Origin of the sequence: Paenibacillus nasutitermitis (genome assembly GCF_014641075.1) — a bacterium.
In the GTDB taxonomy this organism is placed as follows: Bacteria; Bacillota; Bacilli; order Paenibacillales; family Paenibacillaceae; genus Paenibacillus_Z; species Paenibacillus_Z nasutitermitis.
Genome location: NZ_BMHP01000002.1, coordinates 16648 through 36714 on the forward strand (window position 1 = coordinate 16648; position 20067 = coordinate 36714).

14 protein-coding genes and 1 pseudogene are annotated in these 20067 nt (G+C 46.5%); all 15 read right to left on the reverse strand.

Annotation, left to right across the window (positions count from 1 at the left end; all coding sequences use genetic code 11):
• Window positions 1-46: 46 nt before the first annotated feature.
• The 15 genes and pseudogenes from IEY46_RS10155 to vat(I) all read right to left on the reverse strand — a co-directional run bounded on the left by IEY46_RS10155 (window position 47) and on the right by vat(I) (window position 19339).
• Complete coding sequence (locus IEY46_RS10155; protein ID WP_188991894.1) at window positions 47-1417, reverse strand: sensor histidine kinase; 1371 nt, start codon at window positions 1415-1417, stop codon at window positions 47-49.
• Complete coding sequence (locus IEY46_RS10160) at window positions 1414-2088, reverse strand: response regulator transcription factor (RefSeq protein WP_188991896.1); 675 nt, start codon at window positions 2086-2088, stop codon at window positions 1414-1416. The genes IEY46_RS10155 and IEY46_RS10160 overlap by 4 nt, the downstream gene beginning before the upstream one ends.
• 189 nt (window positions 2089-2277) lie before the next feature.
• A pseudogene (locus IEY46_RS10165) lies at window positions 2278-2418 on the reverse strand (Virginiamycin B lyase); the annotation flags it as partial.
• Window positions 2419-3459: 1041 nt separating this feature from the next.
• Window positions 3460-6189, reverse strand: coding sequence for a family 78 glycoside hydrolase catalytic domain (locus IEY46_RS10170; protein WP_188991898.1), 2730 nt, complete (start codon window positions 6187-6189; stop codon window positions 3460-3462).
• Between the two features lie 53 nt (window positions 6190-6242).
• The gene (locus tag IEY46_RS10175; RefSeq protein WP_188991900.1) at window positions 6243-6974 is read right to left on the reverse strand and encodes a sugar isomerase domain-containing protein; all 732 of its coding nucleotides are present in this window, start codon (window positions 6972-6974) and stop codon (window positions 6243-6245) included.
• A 5-nt stretch (window positions 6975-6979) separates the two neighbouring features.
• Window positions 6980-7891 carry an ROK family protein gene (locus IEY46_RS10180; protein WP_188991901.1) on the reverse strand — a complete coding sequence of 304 codons (912 nt, stop codon included), beginning with the start codon at window positions 7889-7891 and terminating at the stop codon, window positions 6980-6982.
• Window positions 7878-9800, reverse strand: coding sequence for a DUF4838 domain-containing protein (locus IEY46_RS10185; protein WP_188991904.1), 1923 nt, complete (start codon window positions 9798-9800; stop codon window positions 7878-7880). Before IEY46_RS10185 ends, IEY46_RS10180 begins: the two co-directional genes overlap by 14 nt.
• 53 nt (window positions 9801-9853) lie before the next feature.
• Window positions 9854-11044, reverse strand: a complete 1191-nt coding sequence (nagA, locus tag IEY46_RS10190) for an N-acetylglucosamine-6-phosphate deacetylase (protein ID WP_188991906.1) — start codon at window positions 11042-11044, stop codon at window positions 9854-9856.
• Window positions 11045-11107: 63 nt separating this feature from the next.
• Window positions 11108-12499, reverse strand: coding sequence for an ABC transporter substrate-binding protein (locus IEY46_RS10195; RefSeq protein ID WP_188991908.1), 1392 nt, complete (start codon window positions 12497-12499; stop codon window positions 11108-11110).
• A 102-nt stretch (window positions 12500-12601) separates the two neighbouring features.
• On the reverse strand, window positions 12602-13504 hold the full coding sequence (locus IEY46_RS10200) for a carbohydrate ABC transporter permease (RefSeq protein WP_188991910.1): 903 nt from the start codon (window positions 13502-13504) through the stop codon (window positions 12602-12604).
• Window positions 13505-13516: 12 nt separating this feature from the next.
• Entirely contained in the window at window positions 13517-14395 is an 879-nt protein-coding gene (locus IEY46_RS10205; protein ID WP_188991912.1) for a carbohydrate ABC transporter permease, read from the reverse strand.
• A gap of 49 nt (window positions 14396-14444) precedes the next feature.
• Entirely contained in the window at window positions 14445-16313 is a 1869-nt protein-coding gene (locus tag IEY46_RS10210) for a glycosyl hydrolase family 28-related protein (RefSeq protein ID WP_188991914.1), read from the reverse strand.
• A 237-nt stretch (window positions 16314-16550) separates the two neighbouring features.
• The gene (locus tag IEY46_RS10215) at window positions 16551-17561 is read right to left on the reverse strand and encodes a LacI family DNA-binding transcriptional regulator (protein ID WP_188991916.1); all 1011 of its coding nucleotides are present in this window, start codon (window positions 17559-17561) and stop codon (window positions 16551-16553) included.
• A 225-nt stretch (window positions 17562-17786) separates the two neighbouring features.
• Entirely contained in the window at window positions 17787-18680 is an 894-nt protein-coding gene (locus IEY46_RS10220) for a Vgb family protein (protein WP_188991918.1), read from the reverse strand.
• Between the two features lie 23 nt (window positions 18681-18703).
• Window positions 18704-19339, reverse strand: a complete 636-nt coding sequence (vat(I), locus tag IEY46_RS10225) for a streptogramin A O-acetyltransferase Vat(I) (protein WP_188991920.1) — start codon at window positions 19337-19339, stop codon at window positions 18704-18706.
• Between the last annotated feature and the right edge of the window lie 728 nt (window positions 19340-20067).

The window sequence follows — 20067 nt, forward strand, 5'->3', positions numbered from 1 at the left end:
TTAGACAATCCGACGGATATTTTGAACCTCCACATATCCTAAAAGCCTAACTAACGGTTGGTGGAGTGATTGGCAAAGTAACAATGAAGGTCGCTCCTCGACCTGGTTCGCTTTCCACACGGATGTCACCTTGATGAAGCGATACGATCTGTTTAACGATGGCAAGTCCCATACCGCTGCCGTCATACTTGCGACTGTGGGAACGATCTGCCTTGAAAAAACGCTCGAATATCCGCTTCTGGTCTTCGAGGGGAATTCCAATACCCTTGTCGGATATTTGAATGGTCACGCTTTTGATATCCTGCTTGATGCTGACGTGAATAACGCCGCCGTCCTTGGAGAATTTGATGCTATTGCCAAGCAGGTTCGTCCATACCTGGTTTAATTGATCATGATCAGCCGATAATCGAACAGCTTTCAAATTAAGCTCGAACCGGATGTTGCGAGCCGACCATTGCGGCTGGATGGCCACGATGACTCGTCTGATCTGTTCATCAAGGCTGAATGTGGTGAGCCGCTGCTGCTGTGACTGCGATTCAAGCAGACTCAGCAGTAGCAAACTATTGCTCATTTTGGACATCCGATTTGCTTCAGCGATGATAATATCGAGATATCGGCTTCGTTCATCAAACGGGAGGTCTACTTGCTTGAGCGCTAAAGCATAACCGGATATGGAGGTAAGCGGCGATTGAACTTCGTGAGACACGTTCGCTACGAATTCCCTTCGCATCTGCTCAAGCTGCTGCAGATCATGCATCATATCTTCAAAGCTGCGAGCTAATATGCCCAGTTCACCCTTTTGCTTAATATTTAGCTTGACATTGAAATTACCGCCTGCTATTTGCCGGGTCGCATTTGTCAGCTGTTTGATCGGTTTGATCAGGAACATCGCAGCAACCAGAATCAACAGACTCCCAGCCAGCAACGAATAGGTGGAAAAGTTCAATATCCATTTTATTACAAACGAGGTGGAAGGCGGAGCGATCCTTTCTATAAACATCGCTTTCGGGCCGGTATCAGTTGTGAGCGGCAATCCTAAAAGTGTCGTTGAAACACCAGTAGGATTGGTTTGTACAACTTCCCCATTCATTGCTTTTTCCACTTGTTTCATGGTCACTGTGGCAAGATTATGTCCATGAAGCGCTCCGTAAGACTTGAACTGACCTGTTGTATCGTAAATTCGAATATGATACGATTTCAGCTGATTCATATTGCTTACATATGTGTCCGCTTCGCCTGCGGGAAATCTCTCGTAAATCCGGGCGATATCCTGGCCGAAATAAAGCAAGGGGAGTTGCATATTTTCATTCAATTTATCTTTAAATATCCAAGTTGCCAAAAAAAAGGAGATGATCGTGCCCCCGATAACGGCAACAAGAAAAATCAGAACCACGCGTGTATATAGGGATCTGATCATTCGTATACCTCAAGCCTGTAGCCAAGCCCGCGCACCGTCTCAATACGAAAAACGGATGTAGCTGTGAATCGCTCGCGCAAGCGTTTAATATGTACATCTATCGTTCGATCATCTCCAGCATAATCGATCCCCCAAACCTGGTCGATCAACTGCCCGCGTGTATAGACTTGTCCGGGTGTACTGGCGAGCTTATACAGCAATTCGAACTCTTTGAGCGGCAGCGTGAGCGACTCCGTCCCTCTCATTACCTTATAGGTCTGCCGGTCAAGGATAATGTTGCCGAACTGGATCGTCTGCGCGGTACCCACCCGATATCGTTTCAGTAATGCCCTGACCCGGGCCGTTAACTCCAACGGATCAAAGGGTTTCGTCAAATAATCGTCCGTCCCAAGTTCGAACCCTTTAACTTTCTCCCATGTTTCCCCTCTTGCAGTCAGCATAAGCAGCGGGAGATCAGGATTGGCCTTTCGAAGCTCTTTGCATAACGTCCACCCATCCATAACCGGCATCATAATATCGAGTACAACAAGATCGATCTGCTTCGAGGCATAGACGGTTAGTGCTTCCTTGCCATCTGCGGCTTCGGCTGTTGCGAAACCTTCGTTGCGAAGAAATAAACAGACGAGCTCGCGAATGTTTGCATCGTCGTCAGCAACCAGTATTGTAGGCATTCGTTCCCTCTTTCCCTGTTTCCAGTCCCATATTGAAGTAATCATTATACTATATGTGAATTTGAATTACCCCTATTACTCCTATAATTTTAAACGTACAACCCAACGACTATGGGCATCATCATACATTCTAAAAATCATATAAGTTAGGCCACTCTAAATATTTAGAGTGGCCAAATAAACGAAAGTTCATTCCGAAACGACCCTCAAACATGCAATCTGATTACACTCTTCAGCGAACCAAACATTACCTTCAGGATAAACCGTAATGCCATGAGGTTCTGCATTTTTTGTTGGTATTTCATACTCTGTAATAGGTAAGGCTATGGTTTGCTCCTGGTTCTACCCACTAAAAGCCCCACGTTCTCCCCGCTAACGCCATCTAATGCTGACCATAAAAAAGGCCAGCCAGTTATACCTGGTTAACCTGTTAATAGGAAGAATTCGATATTTACACGGCAATTAATGAGAAAATTATCTTATCGCCCCACACTCGGTTCTCTTATACAATACAAGTTGTATATTCTAGTTTACATATTATTTATTATGTAACCTTATCTCTCAATGATCAATCTAATCGAAATCCAGATTCCGATAGAAGAAAGAGCGGATCGTCTATGAATCCTAAATTAGTCGTATCTTTACTTGCTCTGGCTGTTTTTCTCATTGGGACTGTGGAGTACATTATAAGCGGAATTCTCCCTCTGGTCGCAGCCGATCTTGGAATAACGACATCTTTGCGGGCATGCTCGTTATGGCATTCGCCCTTTCCGCAGCCCTTGGCACTCCTATCGTCATTGCCCTAACCATCCGAGTAGATCGTAAAAAATGCTGCTTTCGATGCTCGGTATCTTTATTTTGAGCTGCTTCCTCTTTTATTTCAGCCCCTCGTTTGAGATGATGCTGGTGACGCGAGTGAAAAAGGAACGAGATTCACCATCTACACCGGTCTTTCACTTCAAGTCGGCATGCTGTTGCCTTGGATAAACGGTTTGATTTACGCTATCATCCCGTTGGTCATGATTTGGATGATGGGCACATGGATGATATCCCCTTATCCAATTCGGTTTTGCTATCGGATCGGCAATCGGGGGAATGGTGATCGGTGGTTTTTCTATAAGCAACCTGGGTTGGCCCGCGTTCATCATGGTCTTGTTTGCGCTCCTGCTAGCTGTCCGGTTGTGCGCTTACAATAATAAACCGGAACATGTATATGATGACCATAAAAAACGAAACGTCTGTACCGATTGAATCTCAAGATCAAGTTCTTTTCATTTGCTTTAGGCAAGAACTGGATCGTTGTGCAAATATCAAAAAAAAGTCGCACCTTACGCGACTTTTAAGGAAACTCGTTTGTTCTTATCAATCGACCTATTCCAATTGAAAAGAGTAGCTGCCCGAACCGATCGTCAGAATAAGATTCCCCCCCTCTTGACGGAAACAAAATTCGTTGCAATTCACTAGCTCCGAATTATCAACACACCAAATGCATCGTCCCGTATCATGATCAGTAATAAGAGTGAACTTGCTTCCCTTATGCGCCTGAGGAAAATATATATCCGCACTGCAATTAGGGGGAATGACCACGTCCACATCCCAACGATCGGCGTTTTCCCGGGACCAGCGAATCGAGTATAGGCCTCGTATAGTATGCACCGACGCGGATGCATGGCTTAACACGCTTGTACCGAACGGCTTAAATATAGCCTGGCCAAATGCAACGGATTCTGGATGAGGCGCTATTCCTGCCAGATACTTGTAAAACCAGGCGCTAACGCTTCCGAACATTGGATGATTATGCGAATCATGGCCATCCCACGACTCCCATAAAGTCGTGGCGCCATTCTCGATCATGTACCCATAACCAGGGTAATCCTTTTTTAGCACCATCCCCAAGGCCGTATCAGTCTTCCCGCGTTCACTCAGTAAATCAAACAGGAAATACGTCCCGAATATACCCGTATCTAAATGTCCGTCCAGTTCTTCCTGGTAGTGCTGCAATACCCGCTCCCACACTTGATCGATATTCTCGTCAGGAACGCAGCCGAGCACGAAAGGGAAAACATCCGCTCCCTGTCTGCCGATGGAATAGCACGCTTTGTCGCGATCGAAAAACTCTTCGTTGAACGATCGGCATAGATTGCGGAACAAGTTGGAGAAAAGCCGATGATCCTCGGTATAACCAAGTACATCCGCAACCTGTGCCATTATCCTGGATATGTGAGCGTAATAGAAATTGTTGACCAATACCGGCGGAAGCTCGCTCTCCCCCGGTATGCACCAATCCCCCAGAAACCAGCTGTCCGGTTCTTCGAATCGGACCAAATACCCGCCTTCGTTGCGAGTGCCCAAATACGCGATCCATCGTTTCATCCCTTCGTAATGCTCCATAAGCAATCGTCTGTCACCATACATGCGATACATGAGCCATGGCATAATGACATACGCGCTTCCCCAGGCAACGCCTCCCCCGCCTCCATTGAACGGAGCCGTATGCGGGACGAATCCGGTCTGGCGGTTCTGCGAGTCGCTAATATCTCCGATCCATTTCGTATAAAACGATGCCATATCAAAGTTATATACGGCCGCTTCGGCGGTTAAGTGGCCGTCCCCGGTATAGCCAAGCCGTTCTCGGTGCGGACAATCGCTGGGCACTCCGCCGTGCAAGTTGGTCAGCTGCGACCATCGGTAAGCCGCCTGCACCTGATTCAGAAGCGGCTCCGAGCATTCGAATCCCCCTGCCGAAGCGACGGCTGCATGCACGACGACCGCATCCAGATCTGTAATCTCCGGAATACCGGGATATCCGTTAACTTCCGCATAACGAAATCCATGCCAAACAAATCTCGGCTCGTATTCTTCTTTGCCTCCGCCTTTCAGGATATAAACATCCGTCTGTACCTGATCTTCTCCTCCGGTACTTATCATATCGAGTTCGCCGTTTTCTCCGATCTCCTCAGCGAATCGCAATATCACGCGTTGTCCGGCGGAGCCCGTCAACCGAATCCGGACCCATCCTGAGATATTTTGGCCAAAATCAAAGATGTATACGCCTGGCTTCAGTTCCGTTCTGGAGACGGGAGCAATCGTATCGATGACCTTATCGGGAGGAGAAAGTTGCGATGTCAAACGTCCGGCTGGCGGACAAACAAGTCGGGCATTGTTCCAAGCGGAATCGTTGAAGCCGATGTCCGCCCAACCCCGCTGCTCAAGCCGCGCATCGTAAATTTCGCCGTAGAATACATTATTGAAAACAATCGGGCCCCCGCTGCATGTCCAGCTTTCGTCGCTTAGGATGCAGTCCACGGAGCCATCCTCGTACTCAATCATCAACTGCAGGATCAGCTTGGGTGACCCATAGCTCATCTTTCCTTCAATCGTTCTTTCAGCCTGGTTGTAGAAGCCGTTGCCCAGCATCAAGCCCAGTGCATTATCTCCCTGCGCAAGTGCTTCTGTTAAGGAATATTGAATATAGCTCACCCTCTTGGAGGTTTGATCGTCAAAGGGATAGAGCAGGCCTTCAATCCGGCGATTGTCATAATCCGTCCAATTCGGAACCAGAACATGGTCACCTATCTTGCGGCCATTTAAGTAAAACTCATAGTATCCAAGTCCCGATACATAGACCGTGGCCTTCCTTACCGTCTTATCGACGTGGAATGCTTTTCTAAATAATGGAGCTGCAATCTCCTCGCTGGCACTGATCCATTGTGCCTTCCACTCATGTTGATCCAGGATGCCCATTTCAAAAAAAGCTGCCGATCCGGCCTCTCCCTTCTCGTCTTCCTGATTCCAGCATTTGACCGTCCAGTAATAACGTTGTCCGCTGACGAGAGGCTTTCCCGCATATTCAATATGAAAAGTATCGGAAGATGTGATTTTCCCGGAATCCCACTGTTGTCCGATCCCGGCTGCTGCACTTGCTTCATCAGCGGCAACAATAATTTGATAAGCGGATTGCATTTGACCGCGAGCTGCCTCTGCAAATTCCCAGCTGAAACGGGGAACGCGCGTGTCGATTCCGATCGGGTTCTCGATATATTCGACTCGCAAGCGAGTGGGCCTAAGCCGGTTAGTTCCATATCTTTCATCAATGTCCATATCATAATTCCCTTCCAGCTCTTCAAGCTTCCTCTTGGATATGTTCTGCAGGTTTAGTAATACCGGATCCGTTCCTTGTACCCGTCTATCAATCCTTGGTTATGTTCTTCTCCCCCGGATATATTGCCGCTTCGAAAAACGGGAGGCGCTGCGCCTCGCTCCAATAGTTGTTCAACGACAGCGCATATCAACGTCTGAATGATCACGATGCCGGCTATCGTTGAAGAAGGTCCGATTTTGTTGGTAAGCTTTTCATGCGCCAGCATGGCGTCACCGGGAACGCCACAGTTATCCAGCACTTCATCCGCCACTTCAAAAAGACGCTTGCCGCTTGAATGCCGGGAGCATTCTTCCGATGAATGTTGAAGACTCGTTAAAGCAACCACATGCAGACCGCGTTCCTTGCATTCCAATGCTACTTCAATCGGAACCGCATTAATGCCGCTATTGGAAACAATAATAATCGTTTCGCCCGGACGCAAATCGTATCCGGATACAATAACTTTCGCGTAACCATGCAATCGTTCCAGCATGGACGTCCTTCCCACATTAATTTCCATCAGGGACGGTTCCAGCATTGCATTGATGCAGACCAGTCCGCCGGCTCTATTAAACGCATCTTCGGCAACCATGTGAGAATGCCCGCTGCCAAATAGATGAAGGACGCCGCCCTTCATAATGGAATCCGCTATCTTGGAAGCGACACGTTGAATCGTTTCTTTCTGAGAACGGCTGATCGAATCGATAACGTTCAGGACTTGATTCAGGTATTCATTCATCAACATACGCTTTATCCTCTCTCTTTCAAATCATTAAAGGCCATTACCGCCGCCCCCAGCATGCCAGCCTTTAATGGGTTGGCTGCAAGGATAACTTCCCAGTCCCGCTTAAGCTTGTAGCGTTCACCAATAATCTTGCGTGCCGGCTCCATTAGATAAGGACCGCTTTGACTTAGTCCTCCACCAACCAAAATGGTATCGACGCCAAATAAATTCAAACAGCTGACCAATGCCATTCCAAGCACTTGGCCGGCATCCTGGAATATTTGACGCGCATTGGCATCCCCTTGCCCTGCCGCCTCGTAAAGCAGCACCGCATCTTTCCCTCCTTGAGCCGACAACGCTGGACCGGAAACATATTTCTCCAGACAGCCCCTATTGCCGCACTCACATGGACGTCCATTCGGAAAAATGCAATTGTGGCCTAAGTTTATAATCGTGTTATCTCGACCCTTATAAATCCGTCCGTCTATGCAAAGACTTGCCCCGATACCAGTACCCAGACTCACAAATAGAAAACGATCCTTATGGCGACCACTTCCGAAATGATACTCGCCCAGTGCCCCGGCTTCCGCATCATTAATCACGCTTACGGGGAGACCCAATCGTTCTTCCAGCAGTCGGCGTAACGGCAGGTTGCCCCACCCCAGATTAACAGCCGTTTTGACGATCCCTTGATCTGTATCGATAACCCCCGGCGTGGACACCCCTAGTGAGCTTATTTTTCGGCTTCCCTTATACTCCTGAAGGAAATGCGCGATCGTTTCAACCATTGAATGGATGTCTGCATTCCCCTCGTCTGTTCGCTCTATAGGCTTGACTTTGAAGTTCAACACTTCGCCTTGCCCGCTTACAAACCCGAATTTCAGCTGAGTCCCGCCAATATCAAGACCCACAACAAGCTCCTGATCAAGGTTTATCATTAGCGGCCTCTTTTTTTAGACTGTCCACAAAATCAATCATGTCTGAGCATAGATGATCGGCGAATAGCTCGTGTCCGCTGGAGCCTTTAAGATCGTCCGACACGGATTCAATATAACGCCTGATTTCCATTCTGGCCTCGATCGCTTTATCCATGTAAGTTTCAATCAGGGACTTATCGGCGTTTTCTTCGAAAGCTTGTAAGTATCTCCCCATCATTTGATGATAGGTCGCTTCGGTTTCTTTTTGCGTAATATACAAGATTTGAATTTCATCCTGGATCATGTTTTTTTCTTTGCCGGCACTTATCACAAGGGCCTCTCCCAACAAGCAAACGCAGCTCTCGAGCATATTTAGGCTCATTTTTATTTTTTCAATGTGCTGCTTTTGAAACTCGGGGGATTGGGGCGGTATATTTCGAATATCATGCAGAACATCTTTATAACCGCAAAAGGCCAGGATTCCTGCAGATGCTTGTTCCAGCAGGCGATAATACTCCAGCATGATGCCGGAGCTAGCCGGATAAATCTGTTCGCAAAAGGCATTCAGTCCTTTCCGGTAATCGTAATTTACATCCCAGGAACTGTTGGCGTAGACGAATAAATTAAAGTCATAAGCCCACCAGCTGTACCGAAGAAAGCCCAAAGTAGTGATTTTGTTTACTCCGGTTTTTTTATACTCGGCTAAATCACGGGCAATAACTTGCGGGAAATGCATCTTCATTTTCGAATATAAAATCATGTCCGTGTAGTACTCCACCACGTATACTTGATGTCCGAATACTTCGACGGCATTGCTTGTCTTGCTGTAATATTTTCTATTCAATTCACAAGATGAATCATCAATACTGTGCGCGTAACATCTTTCTCTTGGCGCAATATAACCGACAACCTTCGGGTGTGGGGCAATAGTGATTTCCTTGGCATCCAGCGTATCATGGTATAGAACCATATCCCCTTTAATAGCAGGGTATTTCACGCTGATTTCGGCATAAATCTTATTGATGACATTCATGATCTGGTCTGGAATGGACATATGCCGGCACGATGAACACTCACACCAACTGCCATCATAAACATCGTCGAACCAGAGATGCAAAATGTCGATTCCGTCGTTAGTGGCTAATACATTCTCGACCCCCTTCAAAATCAAAGCGATCGCTTCATCACTGGATCCGCAAAAGTTCCCGTCCTTCCTTCTTACTCCATCCTTCTCCCTGAATAAATACGGTTTGGATTCAAACAATTCCCGATCCACAAACCATTGTGTTCCATGGCCACCAAACTCATACAGTAGCGATCTTTTTTTGATTTCGCTTTTTATCCGGTCCAGACCTTCAAGTTCCTTGTGAGGTTCATGATGCACCGTAATTGAGTTCAATTTGCTTTTACTGCACCAATCGATAAGCTCAACCATCTCTGCGCTCCACAGCTCACTGGGATTTTTGTGGCTGGCATCCATGAAGCTTCTGATTTCAAAATCCGGATTGACGATTTGACATATAGTTGGATCGATAACGATTTCCTCCAAGGAGGGAATAAACTCCCCTTTTGGGCCTGGGAAAAACCACTTGCATCCGATATGCTCCAAAAGCGCATAGACGGCAAAAAGGATCCCCCTGTCTTCCCGGCTGGTCAGAATCAAATTACCATGCACACCTACGATGCAATACCCGTCATACTCCAATTGATCTGCATCTATGCAGTTGGAGTTAGCTTGACGTTTACACCATTCCAAACCGCCGATGAATATGGATGGTCTGTTCTCGACAGGAGCGCCGCAAATGGGAAGCGTTCCATTAGTCGCTTTCGCTATATATTTTTGCAGTTCTTCTGCCGCAAACAAGGATATCGCTTTGTCATCGCATACGATGTTTACGCCGCAAACTTGATGGTTTACAATCTTTATCATTTCCGAGTCACCCTTTACCTCAAGACTAGGTTTTCTTAATATGGGAATCCGATTTAATGGACCGGTCGTCCTCGAACAAATACATGCTGCAGTTCCAAATCGGCGGAGAGGATCAGTAGATCTGCAAGCTTTCCTTTTGCCAGACTGCCCCTCTCCTGATCAAGACCCAGCAGGAGAGCCGGGTTGCCGCTCGCAAAACGGCTTACCTGTTCTACCTTGAGTCCCACTTCACGCGCCATGAATTGGAAGGCTTTAATCATAGTCAACATGGAGCCTGCCAGTTGTCCGCCCTCTTTTGTGCGGGATACGGAATCCTTTATGATCACATCCAGCCCTGCGCTGCGATAGCTCCCGTCTTCTAATCCGGCAGCGGAGATGGCATCCGTAATCAGAATGACTTGATCACTGCGCTTTAGCGCTGTCAGCATCCGAATACCGGCGGGGTGAACGTGGTGACCGTCGGCAATTATTTCAGCGCTGATCCGATCGTCGGTCAAAATCGCACCTACAGTACCGGGTTCACGATGATGCATTCCCCTCATCGCATTGAACGAATGAACCGCATGACGGAGACCATGTTTTGCCGCTTCGTTCATGCAATCGTAACTGGCATCCGTATGCCCGCAAGCGGGTATAATACCCCGATCGTTCAGCCAAGCGATAAGCGCTGAAGCGCCATCCAGTTCCGGCGCAAGCGTAAGAATACGAATCAATGCAGGGTACATGCTTACCCAGTGTTCTATCCATTCCAGCTGTGGCGCGACGATATACTCGGGATTTTGCGCGCCGGACCATTGTGGGCTGATGAACGGGCCTTCCAGATGGACGCCAAGCAATTCGGCATAACGCGTCTCGTTGCTTCGATAGACCGAAGCGGTATGGATCGCGCTTGTCAGGGCATCACGCGGGGCTGTCACGGTGGTGGCCAGCATACCGGTCGTGCCATGGCGCGCATGAAATCTAGTGATAGCATCGTATGCCTCAGTCGTTGCCTCCATAAAATCATATCCGGCTCCGCCATGCACATGTACGTCGATGAAACCCGGCAGCACCCAGCCGCCATCCGCATCAATCATAATGGCTGAAGTATCGTTTACTATTTTAAGGCCACGTTCTCCCCCGTCCTCGCCAATATAGACGATTCGCTGATTTTGCCAAACAATCGTTCCGCCTTCAATGACGCTGTTGTTCTCCGTTACGATTCTCCCATTACGAATAACCGTCACGCGCTCTTCGGAGCTCAATGCCTCCAGCCTCCTTTTGGAAGAAGAACCCGGGAAGCGGTTCTTCTTCCCATCGCCCGTTTCCTATTGCATAGCCTCTTCCGAGGCTTTCTGTACTTTATCCGCGCTGGCTTTCAAGTCTTGTTTGGGATCGAATATCATGTTTTTCAAAATCGTCCACTGATCGATCACTTGCGACGAATTCTTCTTGAAGGTAGGCAGTGGAGCAATATTTTTAGCTTGTTCAAGCTCATCATAAAACACCCTCAACTCAGGATTTGTCTCGAAATAATCGGGAACCCGTTCGAGCGCCTTTTTGTTAATCGGCAGGGTCGGCGTATTCCTCATCACAATCTCTTGCCCCTCCGGAGATGCCAGAAATCTGACGAAATCCTCGGCTTCCTTGGGATGCTTGGTGTCTCTCAAGACCGAATGAACAATGTTGCCCACAATGCTGTTCCCGGTTTTCCCTTCACTTGGAACCGGAAGCCTCGCATACCCGCAATCGCACTTATCCTGCTTCGCCCAATCAATCTGCCAGGGACCGTCAATTTGGAATGCGGCTTGCCCGGTGTGAAGAATCGCGAGAATTTTCCCCTCTTCATTTAAGCTGGCTGCCCCCGGGGGAGCATTCTTGGCCAACTCTCGCAAGAACTCATAGGCTTTCAAAGCATCGGGTGAATTAAAGGTAGCGTCCCCGTCAGCGGTACCGAAATCCGTGCCCATTTGCTTTACCCAAGGATGTGCCCGAAACATACTGCCAAGGCCGTCGGAAGCGTTAATCATATATCCGTAATATTCGCCATTGCCTTTTGCCGTAATGTCATTCACCATGTTGACAAGTTCGTCCCATGTTTTTGGAATGTCCTTGTCCGGATCAAATCCGGCCTTCCTCAGAACATCTTTGTTATATTGAAGAGCGAATGTGCCTGTCATGAAAGGCAAACCGTATATCTTATCGTTGACTGTAGCTACGCTTAAAGGTCCCGGCAGCAGATCCTGCTTCATCTCGTCGTCGATGCTGAGCTCTTTGAATGCATTCAACTTGGCGAACTCGTAAATTTGGGATTCACCCTGTACAACGTCCGGTCCTGTTCCCCCAAGCACGGCGCGCTGCAAATTAGCAGTCAATTCATCCGCCCAGCCATGGGATTCGAATTTCAATTTGACTCCCGGATACTTCTCCTCGAACGCTTTTTTGATTTCCGCTGTCGCGGCGGCCACGCCGATGATTTTTTCGCCTTTCTTTTTTGCATCCTCCTGCAGTTTTTTCACTCTTTCGTCATCGTAGAGCGATCCGCCTACCCAGACTACCAGCGTTACTTCTTCGACTTTACCAGCGGGATCATTTTGATTACTTTGCCCAACAGACTGATTCGGTTGATTTTCTGTTTTTTTATCCGAACTGCATGCAGCCAATAAGATAGTAAGAATAACTAAAATCGCTACCAGCTTGATCTTGTTTTTTCTTGCCATTTGCCAACCCTCCATTGAATTCATAGGTATGTTTTTTCGTTTTCCTGCCGACTTGCTCCATTAAACCGTTTCATCACCTCCTGCAAGGACTGTGCAGATCAGCTATCCTTTCAAACCGGACATCGCCAGCCCCTGCACAATTCGTTTCTGCAGCACCAGGAATAGAGCGACCGTAGGCACTGTGGCGAGTAAAGCGGCTGCGAACAAAGTCGGATAATCCAACACATAGTTGTTACTTAAATCCTGCTGCGTAAGATAACCCGGCAATTTCGTAATTCCAAAAGAGATCATCGTTATATTGGGGCCGCCGCTGTTGGTGTAAATCAAATTGGTCATAAAATCATTCCATATCCCGACAAAATCATTGATGAGAATGACGGCAATGACGGGTTTGAGCATCGGCGCAAAGATTTGGAAGATAATTCTGAACGTCCCCGCTCCGTCCATTCTTGCGGATTCTTCATAGTCATTCGGCAGTGTTTCATACATCTGCTTGACCAGAAATACGGAGTAAACCTGGACTAGACCGGGAAGCAGCATAACCCCCCATGAATTAAGCAGCCCATGGCCGCCGAAGAAGATGTCGTTACCGCCTGCCCATGGCCATCTGGCGTACATGACATATATCGGAACCATCGTCGTTACCGCCGGAATCATCATCGTGGAGAGAAGCAAATAAAACATGAATCTCTTTCCGAAAAACGTTCCTTTGGAAAAGAAGTAGCCCAGGACGAGCGAGGTCCCCACGGTCCAAAACATATACCAAATCACCCGAAGAATCGTATTCCTGAACCACAACACTACATCATGAATCTTGAAAATTTCCACGTATTTGCTGAAATCCGGTTTGCTCGCGATCGGAAATAATGAATTGGCGGTCGTAAACTCGTATGGGTCCATCAAGGAAACCAGAAAAGCGTACACAAGCGGATAGAGCATGAAAACTCCGCCGATCGTCAAAATAAAATAGGTCGCTATTCGCATACCGGTTGAATGATTCGTCATCGTGTCACCGCTTTAATAAATGGATTTGGTCAATCGAATGCTGATCAATGTACTGACCATGGCGATAACTAAAATCACCACGGATCCCACGCTTGCCATCCCCATTTGAAAATCGGAGAAGGCATCCTTCCATATCCGGTAGACAATGACTTGCGTCGAGCCGTTAGGCCCGCCTTTGGTAATAAAATAAATCGGTTCGAACAGCTGGAACAAAGCAATGACGCTGGTTACGAAAACAAATGCCGTGAGCGGGTGCAACAGCGGAATTGTAATGGCGGTCATCCTTCTCCACGCCCCCGCTCCATCCACCTTGGCGGCTTCATAGAGTGAAGGATCGATGGACTGCAGGCCTGCCAAGAACAGAAGCATTCCCGCGCCGACTCCCTTCCACAGACCAAACAGCGTGACCCAGAATATCATCCAGAAGGTGCTTTGCTGCCATTCGATTCGATCCAGTCCCATGCTGAGCAGAAATTTGTTAATCCCGCCATCCATCGGATCCAGCAACGCGAGTACAATTTGTGAAATGATCGCATAGGACGTCACAACAGGAATGTACCAGATTGCCCGAAAGATTCCTCTTCCTTTGATAGACTGGTTAAGCAGGAGTGCAACAGCAAAAGACAAAACCATCCATAGAACCAAGCTGATGCCGCCAATTTTTAACGTTTGATATAGGCTTTTTATATAAAGCTCTGAATTGAAGAACTTAAAGTAATTTTGCAGCCCAACCCACTTCGGCCAGCCGCTAATCGCATTCCATTCTGTAAAACTTAAATAAATCACGAAGAATAGTGGGAACAGGGAGAAGATCGACATATAGAGCATGACCGGTCCCAAAACGCTCCATGCTTCCAGGTTTGTTCTATATTTGCGGATTAAGCTTTGCACTGCGGGTAACTCCTTTCATCTTCCTCGGCATTTGTCTTACACTGCCGGATTAGTTGCTGCTTCTTGAAACTTCAATCCATTCTGCTCCATCGCAAATCAAGGTTAATGTGGTATTGGCGGAGGTAGTCAGATTCCCCGCTAATCGGAGATTTTGAGAATCATCGACAACCGTTAATGCATTGTTGAATTTCAATGTAATGGTATGTCCCGGCCATGTTGCCGCAATTCCTCCTATAGTGGTGGTTCCCGTAATGGAATAGAATTCTCCAAATGGCGGTATGTTCAAATTCGTATTGGAAGCGATTACATTAGAAATGTCTGAAACTACCCCTGAAATTCGTTTGGCAACGCCAAGATTCGTAATGCTGCCCGTCAAGCTGACATTCTGAATCGAATAATTGCGGGCATCAGCCGTAATGTAAATATCGTCTCCATTGTTTTCCAGGAAGGTAGAGTTGAATACGCTGACTGAGGGTGTATTTAATGGGGTCGCGATTTTCATTCCATAGTTTTCGCCAGATATTCCAGCCGTCCCGTTGTTTTGAATAATATTGCCCGTGAACAAGCCCGGAAAACCGCTTGATGCATCGATCTTAATCCCAATACCAGAGCTGTTAAAAATTCGATTCCCCGTAAACTCAACGGCTCTGTAGCCCCCGCTGCCGGAAATGACCAGGTTGCTGGCCAAGGGATTGCCTCCATCAAGCTTGCCTGCGCTCGCAATCCAGGAGTTAGCGAACGTAATTTCCGTCTTAATGCCGGTGCCTTGAATTCTAACTGGTGCATCATCTCTCGTGGCATCGAACCAGACACTATCGAAATAATGATTGGAGGCACGAGCATTAGGATCGATCAATAAATCGTTTTTTATAAAGCCGCCTATGTCCATATTGCTCATCATTACGGCATCCGCATCATATATTTTCACACCATAATTGCCGAGCGCGGTTGACGTCGGAGATACGCCGTCTGTACCGTCCGTGCCTCGGAGAAATCCTTCAGTGATATACAAATTGGCGCCTTGGGCAGCCGTCGCCTGGATTCCGGCCTGGATGGCGGCATCTGCACCAACCGAAGGTGAGGTGATATTCGGTTTTGTAATCCAGCACATTTCATAACTGGCAAACACAATCCCTTTATGCCAATTTTGCAGTTTCACATTATCAATAGTCGTTCGGTATTGATTGCCAAGGAAATTAAAATGGGCTCCCGCTGTTTTGGCAACTGCGCTGTCTACCGTAAAGTCTTTAAAACGCTGCCATCTCTGCGATTGACCTGGTGCAGTGTAGAATACGTCTGCGGTTGCCGATGTGGATTTGATAACAGTCAGATCCACGCCTGCTCCAATCAGATTCAATCTATCCAATCCCGATACATTTAAAGCGGACGATACGATATAAGTGCCGGTCGGAAAATAAATCGTGCCGCCACCGGTTTGGCTCGCGATGGCCTTCTTGATCGCCGTGGTATCATCGCTGGAATCCGTTCCGTCCGCACCCCACCATTGCGGGTAGATATTCACCGCCTGCATCTTCCCTTTCACATCGCCTTTTCCGGACAGGCTGGTAAAAATCTGATATAAACCTGCATCGACGCTCCCATTGACGGTAATCGTAATACCGCTATCGGGGACCAGTACAGCGCCTTTCTCGAACACGAGAACCGTATTCGAGGGAAACGTTATCGCGGATGCAAACCGGTACGTGCCTTTCGGAAAATAGATCTGGCCGCCAGAAGGCTGTGAAGCATTAATCGCGTTCTGAATAGCCGTCCTATCATCTGTTGCTCCATTGCCTGTCGCACTGTACAGTTTGACATTGTAGTTGCTATTGTCAGTACGGTAAGCTAATGCGATGTTTGGTAAGACACTCAGGGTCAACACCATTAATAAAGCCATCATCATCATCTTTCTTTTCATTGAATTTCACCCTCTCAAAAAATAATAGTGTAATCCTATTGAAAGAAAATTTTGCAATCAGAATTGTCACCGGTTCCCTCCTCCCTCTTGTCGCTTGATACATGTGTATGCATGGGATAGATCAAACCTGATCTCACCTCCCTTCCTTTTACTCCGAATGTACACGTGAACATTTCTGAATATTCTTATAACAAAGCTCCAAATAAACCAGCGTTTGGAACTCTGTTATCACATTTATCACATGCGCTTGGTAGACTCGCGAATCATTAAGACAGGTTCTATCATCATTTGCTGCGATACCCAAGGTGATTCAGCCAAATAGTTGAGTTTATCCAGCAGAAGCTGTCCGCCCTTTTGCCCCAGCGTATACTTCGGTAATGAAACGGAAGTTAAACTCGTTTCCAGAAAAGTGCTTATTTCATTATCGTCGAATCCAGAGACCGCCATATCGTCGGGTACGGATATCCCCCGTTCCTTCAGCCGGCGAAGCAAACCGATCGCGAGTTTGTCATATAAGCAAACCGTAGCGGTAACTCCAGGAATCTGCAGGATTCGATCGGCCATCCGATAGCCATCCTGGTAACCAAACCCAATCTCAAAGATATCCGCTTCCGAAAATGGAATGCCACATTCCCGCAATGCACGCTGTAACCCTTCAAGGCGGGCTTGCGTTGGCCGGGTATTTCTTTCTTCCGGAGCTAAACAAACGATGCGCCGATGCCCCAATTCCACCAGATGCTTGCCCAGTATGTAGCCGCCCTTCTCATCGTCAAAAGCCACATAGTCATTGTCATTCGACTTATTCGTGCTGAAACATACGTAAGGCAAGTCGATCTGCTCCAGCTCTTTCAAAAAATCGGATTCTCCCTTTGAGGGGACTGCAACCAACAAACCTGCAACTCTCAGCTCTTTCATATTAATGAGCCCTTTGCTGGCAAGCACCTTTTGGTTATCCGAATTATGGATAATCGTTCGGTAATTATGCTTGGAGAAAACATCGTCAGCGCCGCGTACAAGCTCAGCGTACAATGGATTGGAGATGTCCGTTATGATTAATCCAATCACATTGCTCTGTTTGCCCGATAAATTTCTGGCGAGCCGATTGGTCACATAGTTATGCTCACGAGCGATGGCTAATATTTTTTCCCTGGTTTGCGGTTTGACATTCGGTTTTCCATTCAGAACCCGAAGAACAGTAACATGTGACACGCCGGCAATGCTTGCAATATCTTTGATCGTAATGCTCAATTCCAACCCTCATTTCATTTATGTACACGTATAAACTTTTATGTTTTTATTATAATGGCCTGCAAATATTTGTCAACAAAAATATTGAAAGCGTTTTAGAGAGCCTGTGTCGCGTTCCATTATTAAATTTACATACAGTTCAGTTCTGCTATTCAATGTTACCCATCTTATAAAATATGGGCCGCTCTAACAATCAGAGCAGCCCATACAACACTTATCGAAAATTCAATCCGAAAATACCGTCAAACATGCAATCTGATTACACTCTTCGGCGAACCAGACATTTCCCTCAGAACAGACCGCAATGCCATGTGGTTCTGCATTCTTTGTTGGTATTTCATACTCGGTAATAACTCCGTCTGTTGTTATTCGACCGATTTGATTAGCCCCCCATTCCGTAAACCAGAGATCTCCTTTCTTCCCGGAAGCAATTGCATGAGGACGAGCGCCAGACGTCGGTATAACATATTCCATCATCTCACCTGATGTCGTAATTCTTCCAATTTTATTGCCATTAATCTGAACAAACCATAATGCGCCATCGGGTCCGCTTGTAATGCCGACTGGTCCCGAATCAGGAGTTGGAATCGAATATTGCGTAACTTCACCTTCTGTGGTTATTCGACCGATTGTATTGTTCTGATTCTCGGTGAACCACAATGCTCCATCTGATCCTTGTGTGATAAAAGAAGGAAAGACTTTGTGATTCGGCAAGTCAAACTCCGTGATTTCCCCGGATTTTGTTATCCTTCCGATTTTATCGCTATTCATTTCAGTAAACCATATTGCGCCGTCAGCGCCTTGCGTTATGCCAAATGGTGAAGAATCCACTAAAGGAAGTTCATATTCTGTAAAGAGGCCGTTCATCGAAATTCTCCCGATCTTATTAGCTTTATATTCTGCAAACCACAAGTCGCCCGATTCATCCGAAACGATGGACATAGCACCTGCATCCGATGTTGGGATAGGGAAAGAATTCATTTTACCATTGGCCGTTATTCGTCCAATTCGATTCCCTTTCTGTTCCGTATACCAGAGGGCTCCATCTTTCCCAACGGTTATTCCATAAGGCCACGAATCTGATCCAGCGATTGCATATTCGTTTATCGTGGTTTTCATAATATCTACCTCCGCTAAAAGTATTAAGATTTCTGTTTCATTTTTCTGAGCATATTTACATTTCCGCTTACGATCGCACCCATATATTGATTGATGATTTCTATATCGTGATCCCACCATTTGATTTCCAGTAACGCTTGAGTGATTTCTGGCGAGAATCGCTTACGTATTTCCTTTGCTGGATTACCTCCTACGATCGTATAGGGTTCCACATCTTTTACAACGACGGCTTCAGCAGCTATAATGGCTCCGTCACCAATGCGTACCCCCGGCATGATGGTTGCACGTCTCCCGATCCAGACGTCATTTCCGATAATCGTATCTCCTTTGATCGGCAGCTCTTCTATAGATGGAGTAAATGCTTCCCACCCGTTTCCAAAAATGTTGAATGGAAAGGTTGAACCGTCCATTCTGTGGTTTCCGCCATCCATCATAAATCTGGCTTCAGGCGCAATCGAACAAAACTTTCCCATTATTAATTTTGTTCCTATTATTTCATAATGGTACAAAACTTGATCCTCAAATGATTCTCCGCAAGATGCATCATAGTAGGAGTAATCCCCTGCAATAATATTGGGCCGGGTAATCATGTTTTTGATGAATTGCAGATTTGTATTCCCTGGTAGCGGATATTTATCGTTGGGATTCGGTCCTGTCATTTGACATCTTCTCCCTATTTCACAATTCATCTGCCATCAATCTATTATTAAACCAATATTAGCCACAAAAAAAACCTCCTTTCCGGTTATCGGATAGGAGGCATAAATATAAACAAAAAGACGTGCTGCTACAAAAAGCAGTCGTACTTCATGTTTATGTATAAAAGCCCACACTACTCCTATCCCGAAAACCTAAAAAATTAGATTTTTCTTTGGTGGATAGGATTAGTAGATCATCGGCTTTTGGTCACCCTTTCATTGCTTAATAGAATTAATTTACCATACCTTATACTTGGAATCAACTTCCACTACCCATTTGTGCCCCTCCAAATGTTCAAATGGTTAAGTGAAAAATCTGCTATTAAGCCAAAATTAATGAGAAATGTTCTTGTCAGCCGACAACACTTCGTATCTCGAATACATGTAAATTATGTAAGGGAATGTTTGTTTACATATTAATTATTATGTAACCTAATTGTCTTTCTTGGGGTCCGGCCAACATTTTAACGAAAATATACGCTAAGCCTTGAATAGTGTCTAATTAGATGATTTTTTACTCTAAGCTGGACGATAAGAGCAGTTGATAGATCGTGTAATTATAAGTTTTCGGTTTGTCCAATCTTAAAAGTTGTTCACCATCTGCAATATTAGCAGGATAGAACAAAATACAGGAGCCTAAAGTGCGGCGAGTTTTAGGCAAAGCAAAGTCGATTACGCTTGCATATCCT

What these genes read in the sequence shown, in the direction of transcription:
- IEY46_RS10180 (WP_188991901.1), bottom strand. Translation starts at nt 7,891, where the DNA reads ATGATAAACCTTGATCAGGAGCTTGTTGTGGGTCTTGATATTGGCGGG.
- IEY46_RS10220 (WP_188991918.1), bottom strand. Translation starts at nt 18,680, where the DNA reads ATGAAAACCACGATAAACGAATATGCAATCGCTGGATCAGATTCGTGG.
- IEY46_RS10155 (WP_188991894.1), bottom strand. Translation starts at nt 1,417, where the DNA reads ATGATCAGATCCCTATATACACGCGTGGTTCTGATTTTTCTTGTTGCC.
- IEY46_RS10210 (WP_188991914.1), bottom strand. Translation starts at nt 16,313, where the DNA reads ATGAAAAGAAAGATGATGATGATGGCTTTATTAATGGTGTTGACCCTG.
- IEY46_RS10185 (WP_188991904.1), bottom strand. Translation starts at nt 9,800, where the DNA reads ATGATAAAGATTGTAAACCATCAAGTTTGCGGCGTAAACATCGTATGC.
- IEY46_RS10195 (WP_188991908.1), bottom strand. Translation starts at nt 12,499, where the DNA reads ATGGCAAGAAAAAACAAGATCAAGCTGGTAGCGATTTTAGTTATTCTT.
- IEY46_RS10175 (WP_188991900.1), bottom strand. Translation starts at nt 6,974, where the DNA reads ATGTTGATGAATGAATACCTGAATCAAGTCCTGAACGTTATCGATTCG.
- IEY46_RS10170 (WP_188991898.1), bottom strand. Translation starts at nt 6,189, where the DNA reads ATGGACATTGATGAAAGATATGGAACTAACCGGCTTAGGCCCACTCGC.
- IEY46_RS10200 (WP_188991910.1), bottom strand. Translation starts at nt 13,504, where the DNA reads ATGACGAATCATTCAACCGGTATGCGAATAGCGACCTATTTTATTTTG.
- IEY46_RS10160 (WP_188991896.1), bottom strand. Translation starts at nt 2,088, where the DNA reads ATGCCTACAATACTGGTTGCTGACGACGATGCAAACATTCGCGAGCTC.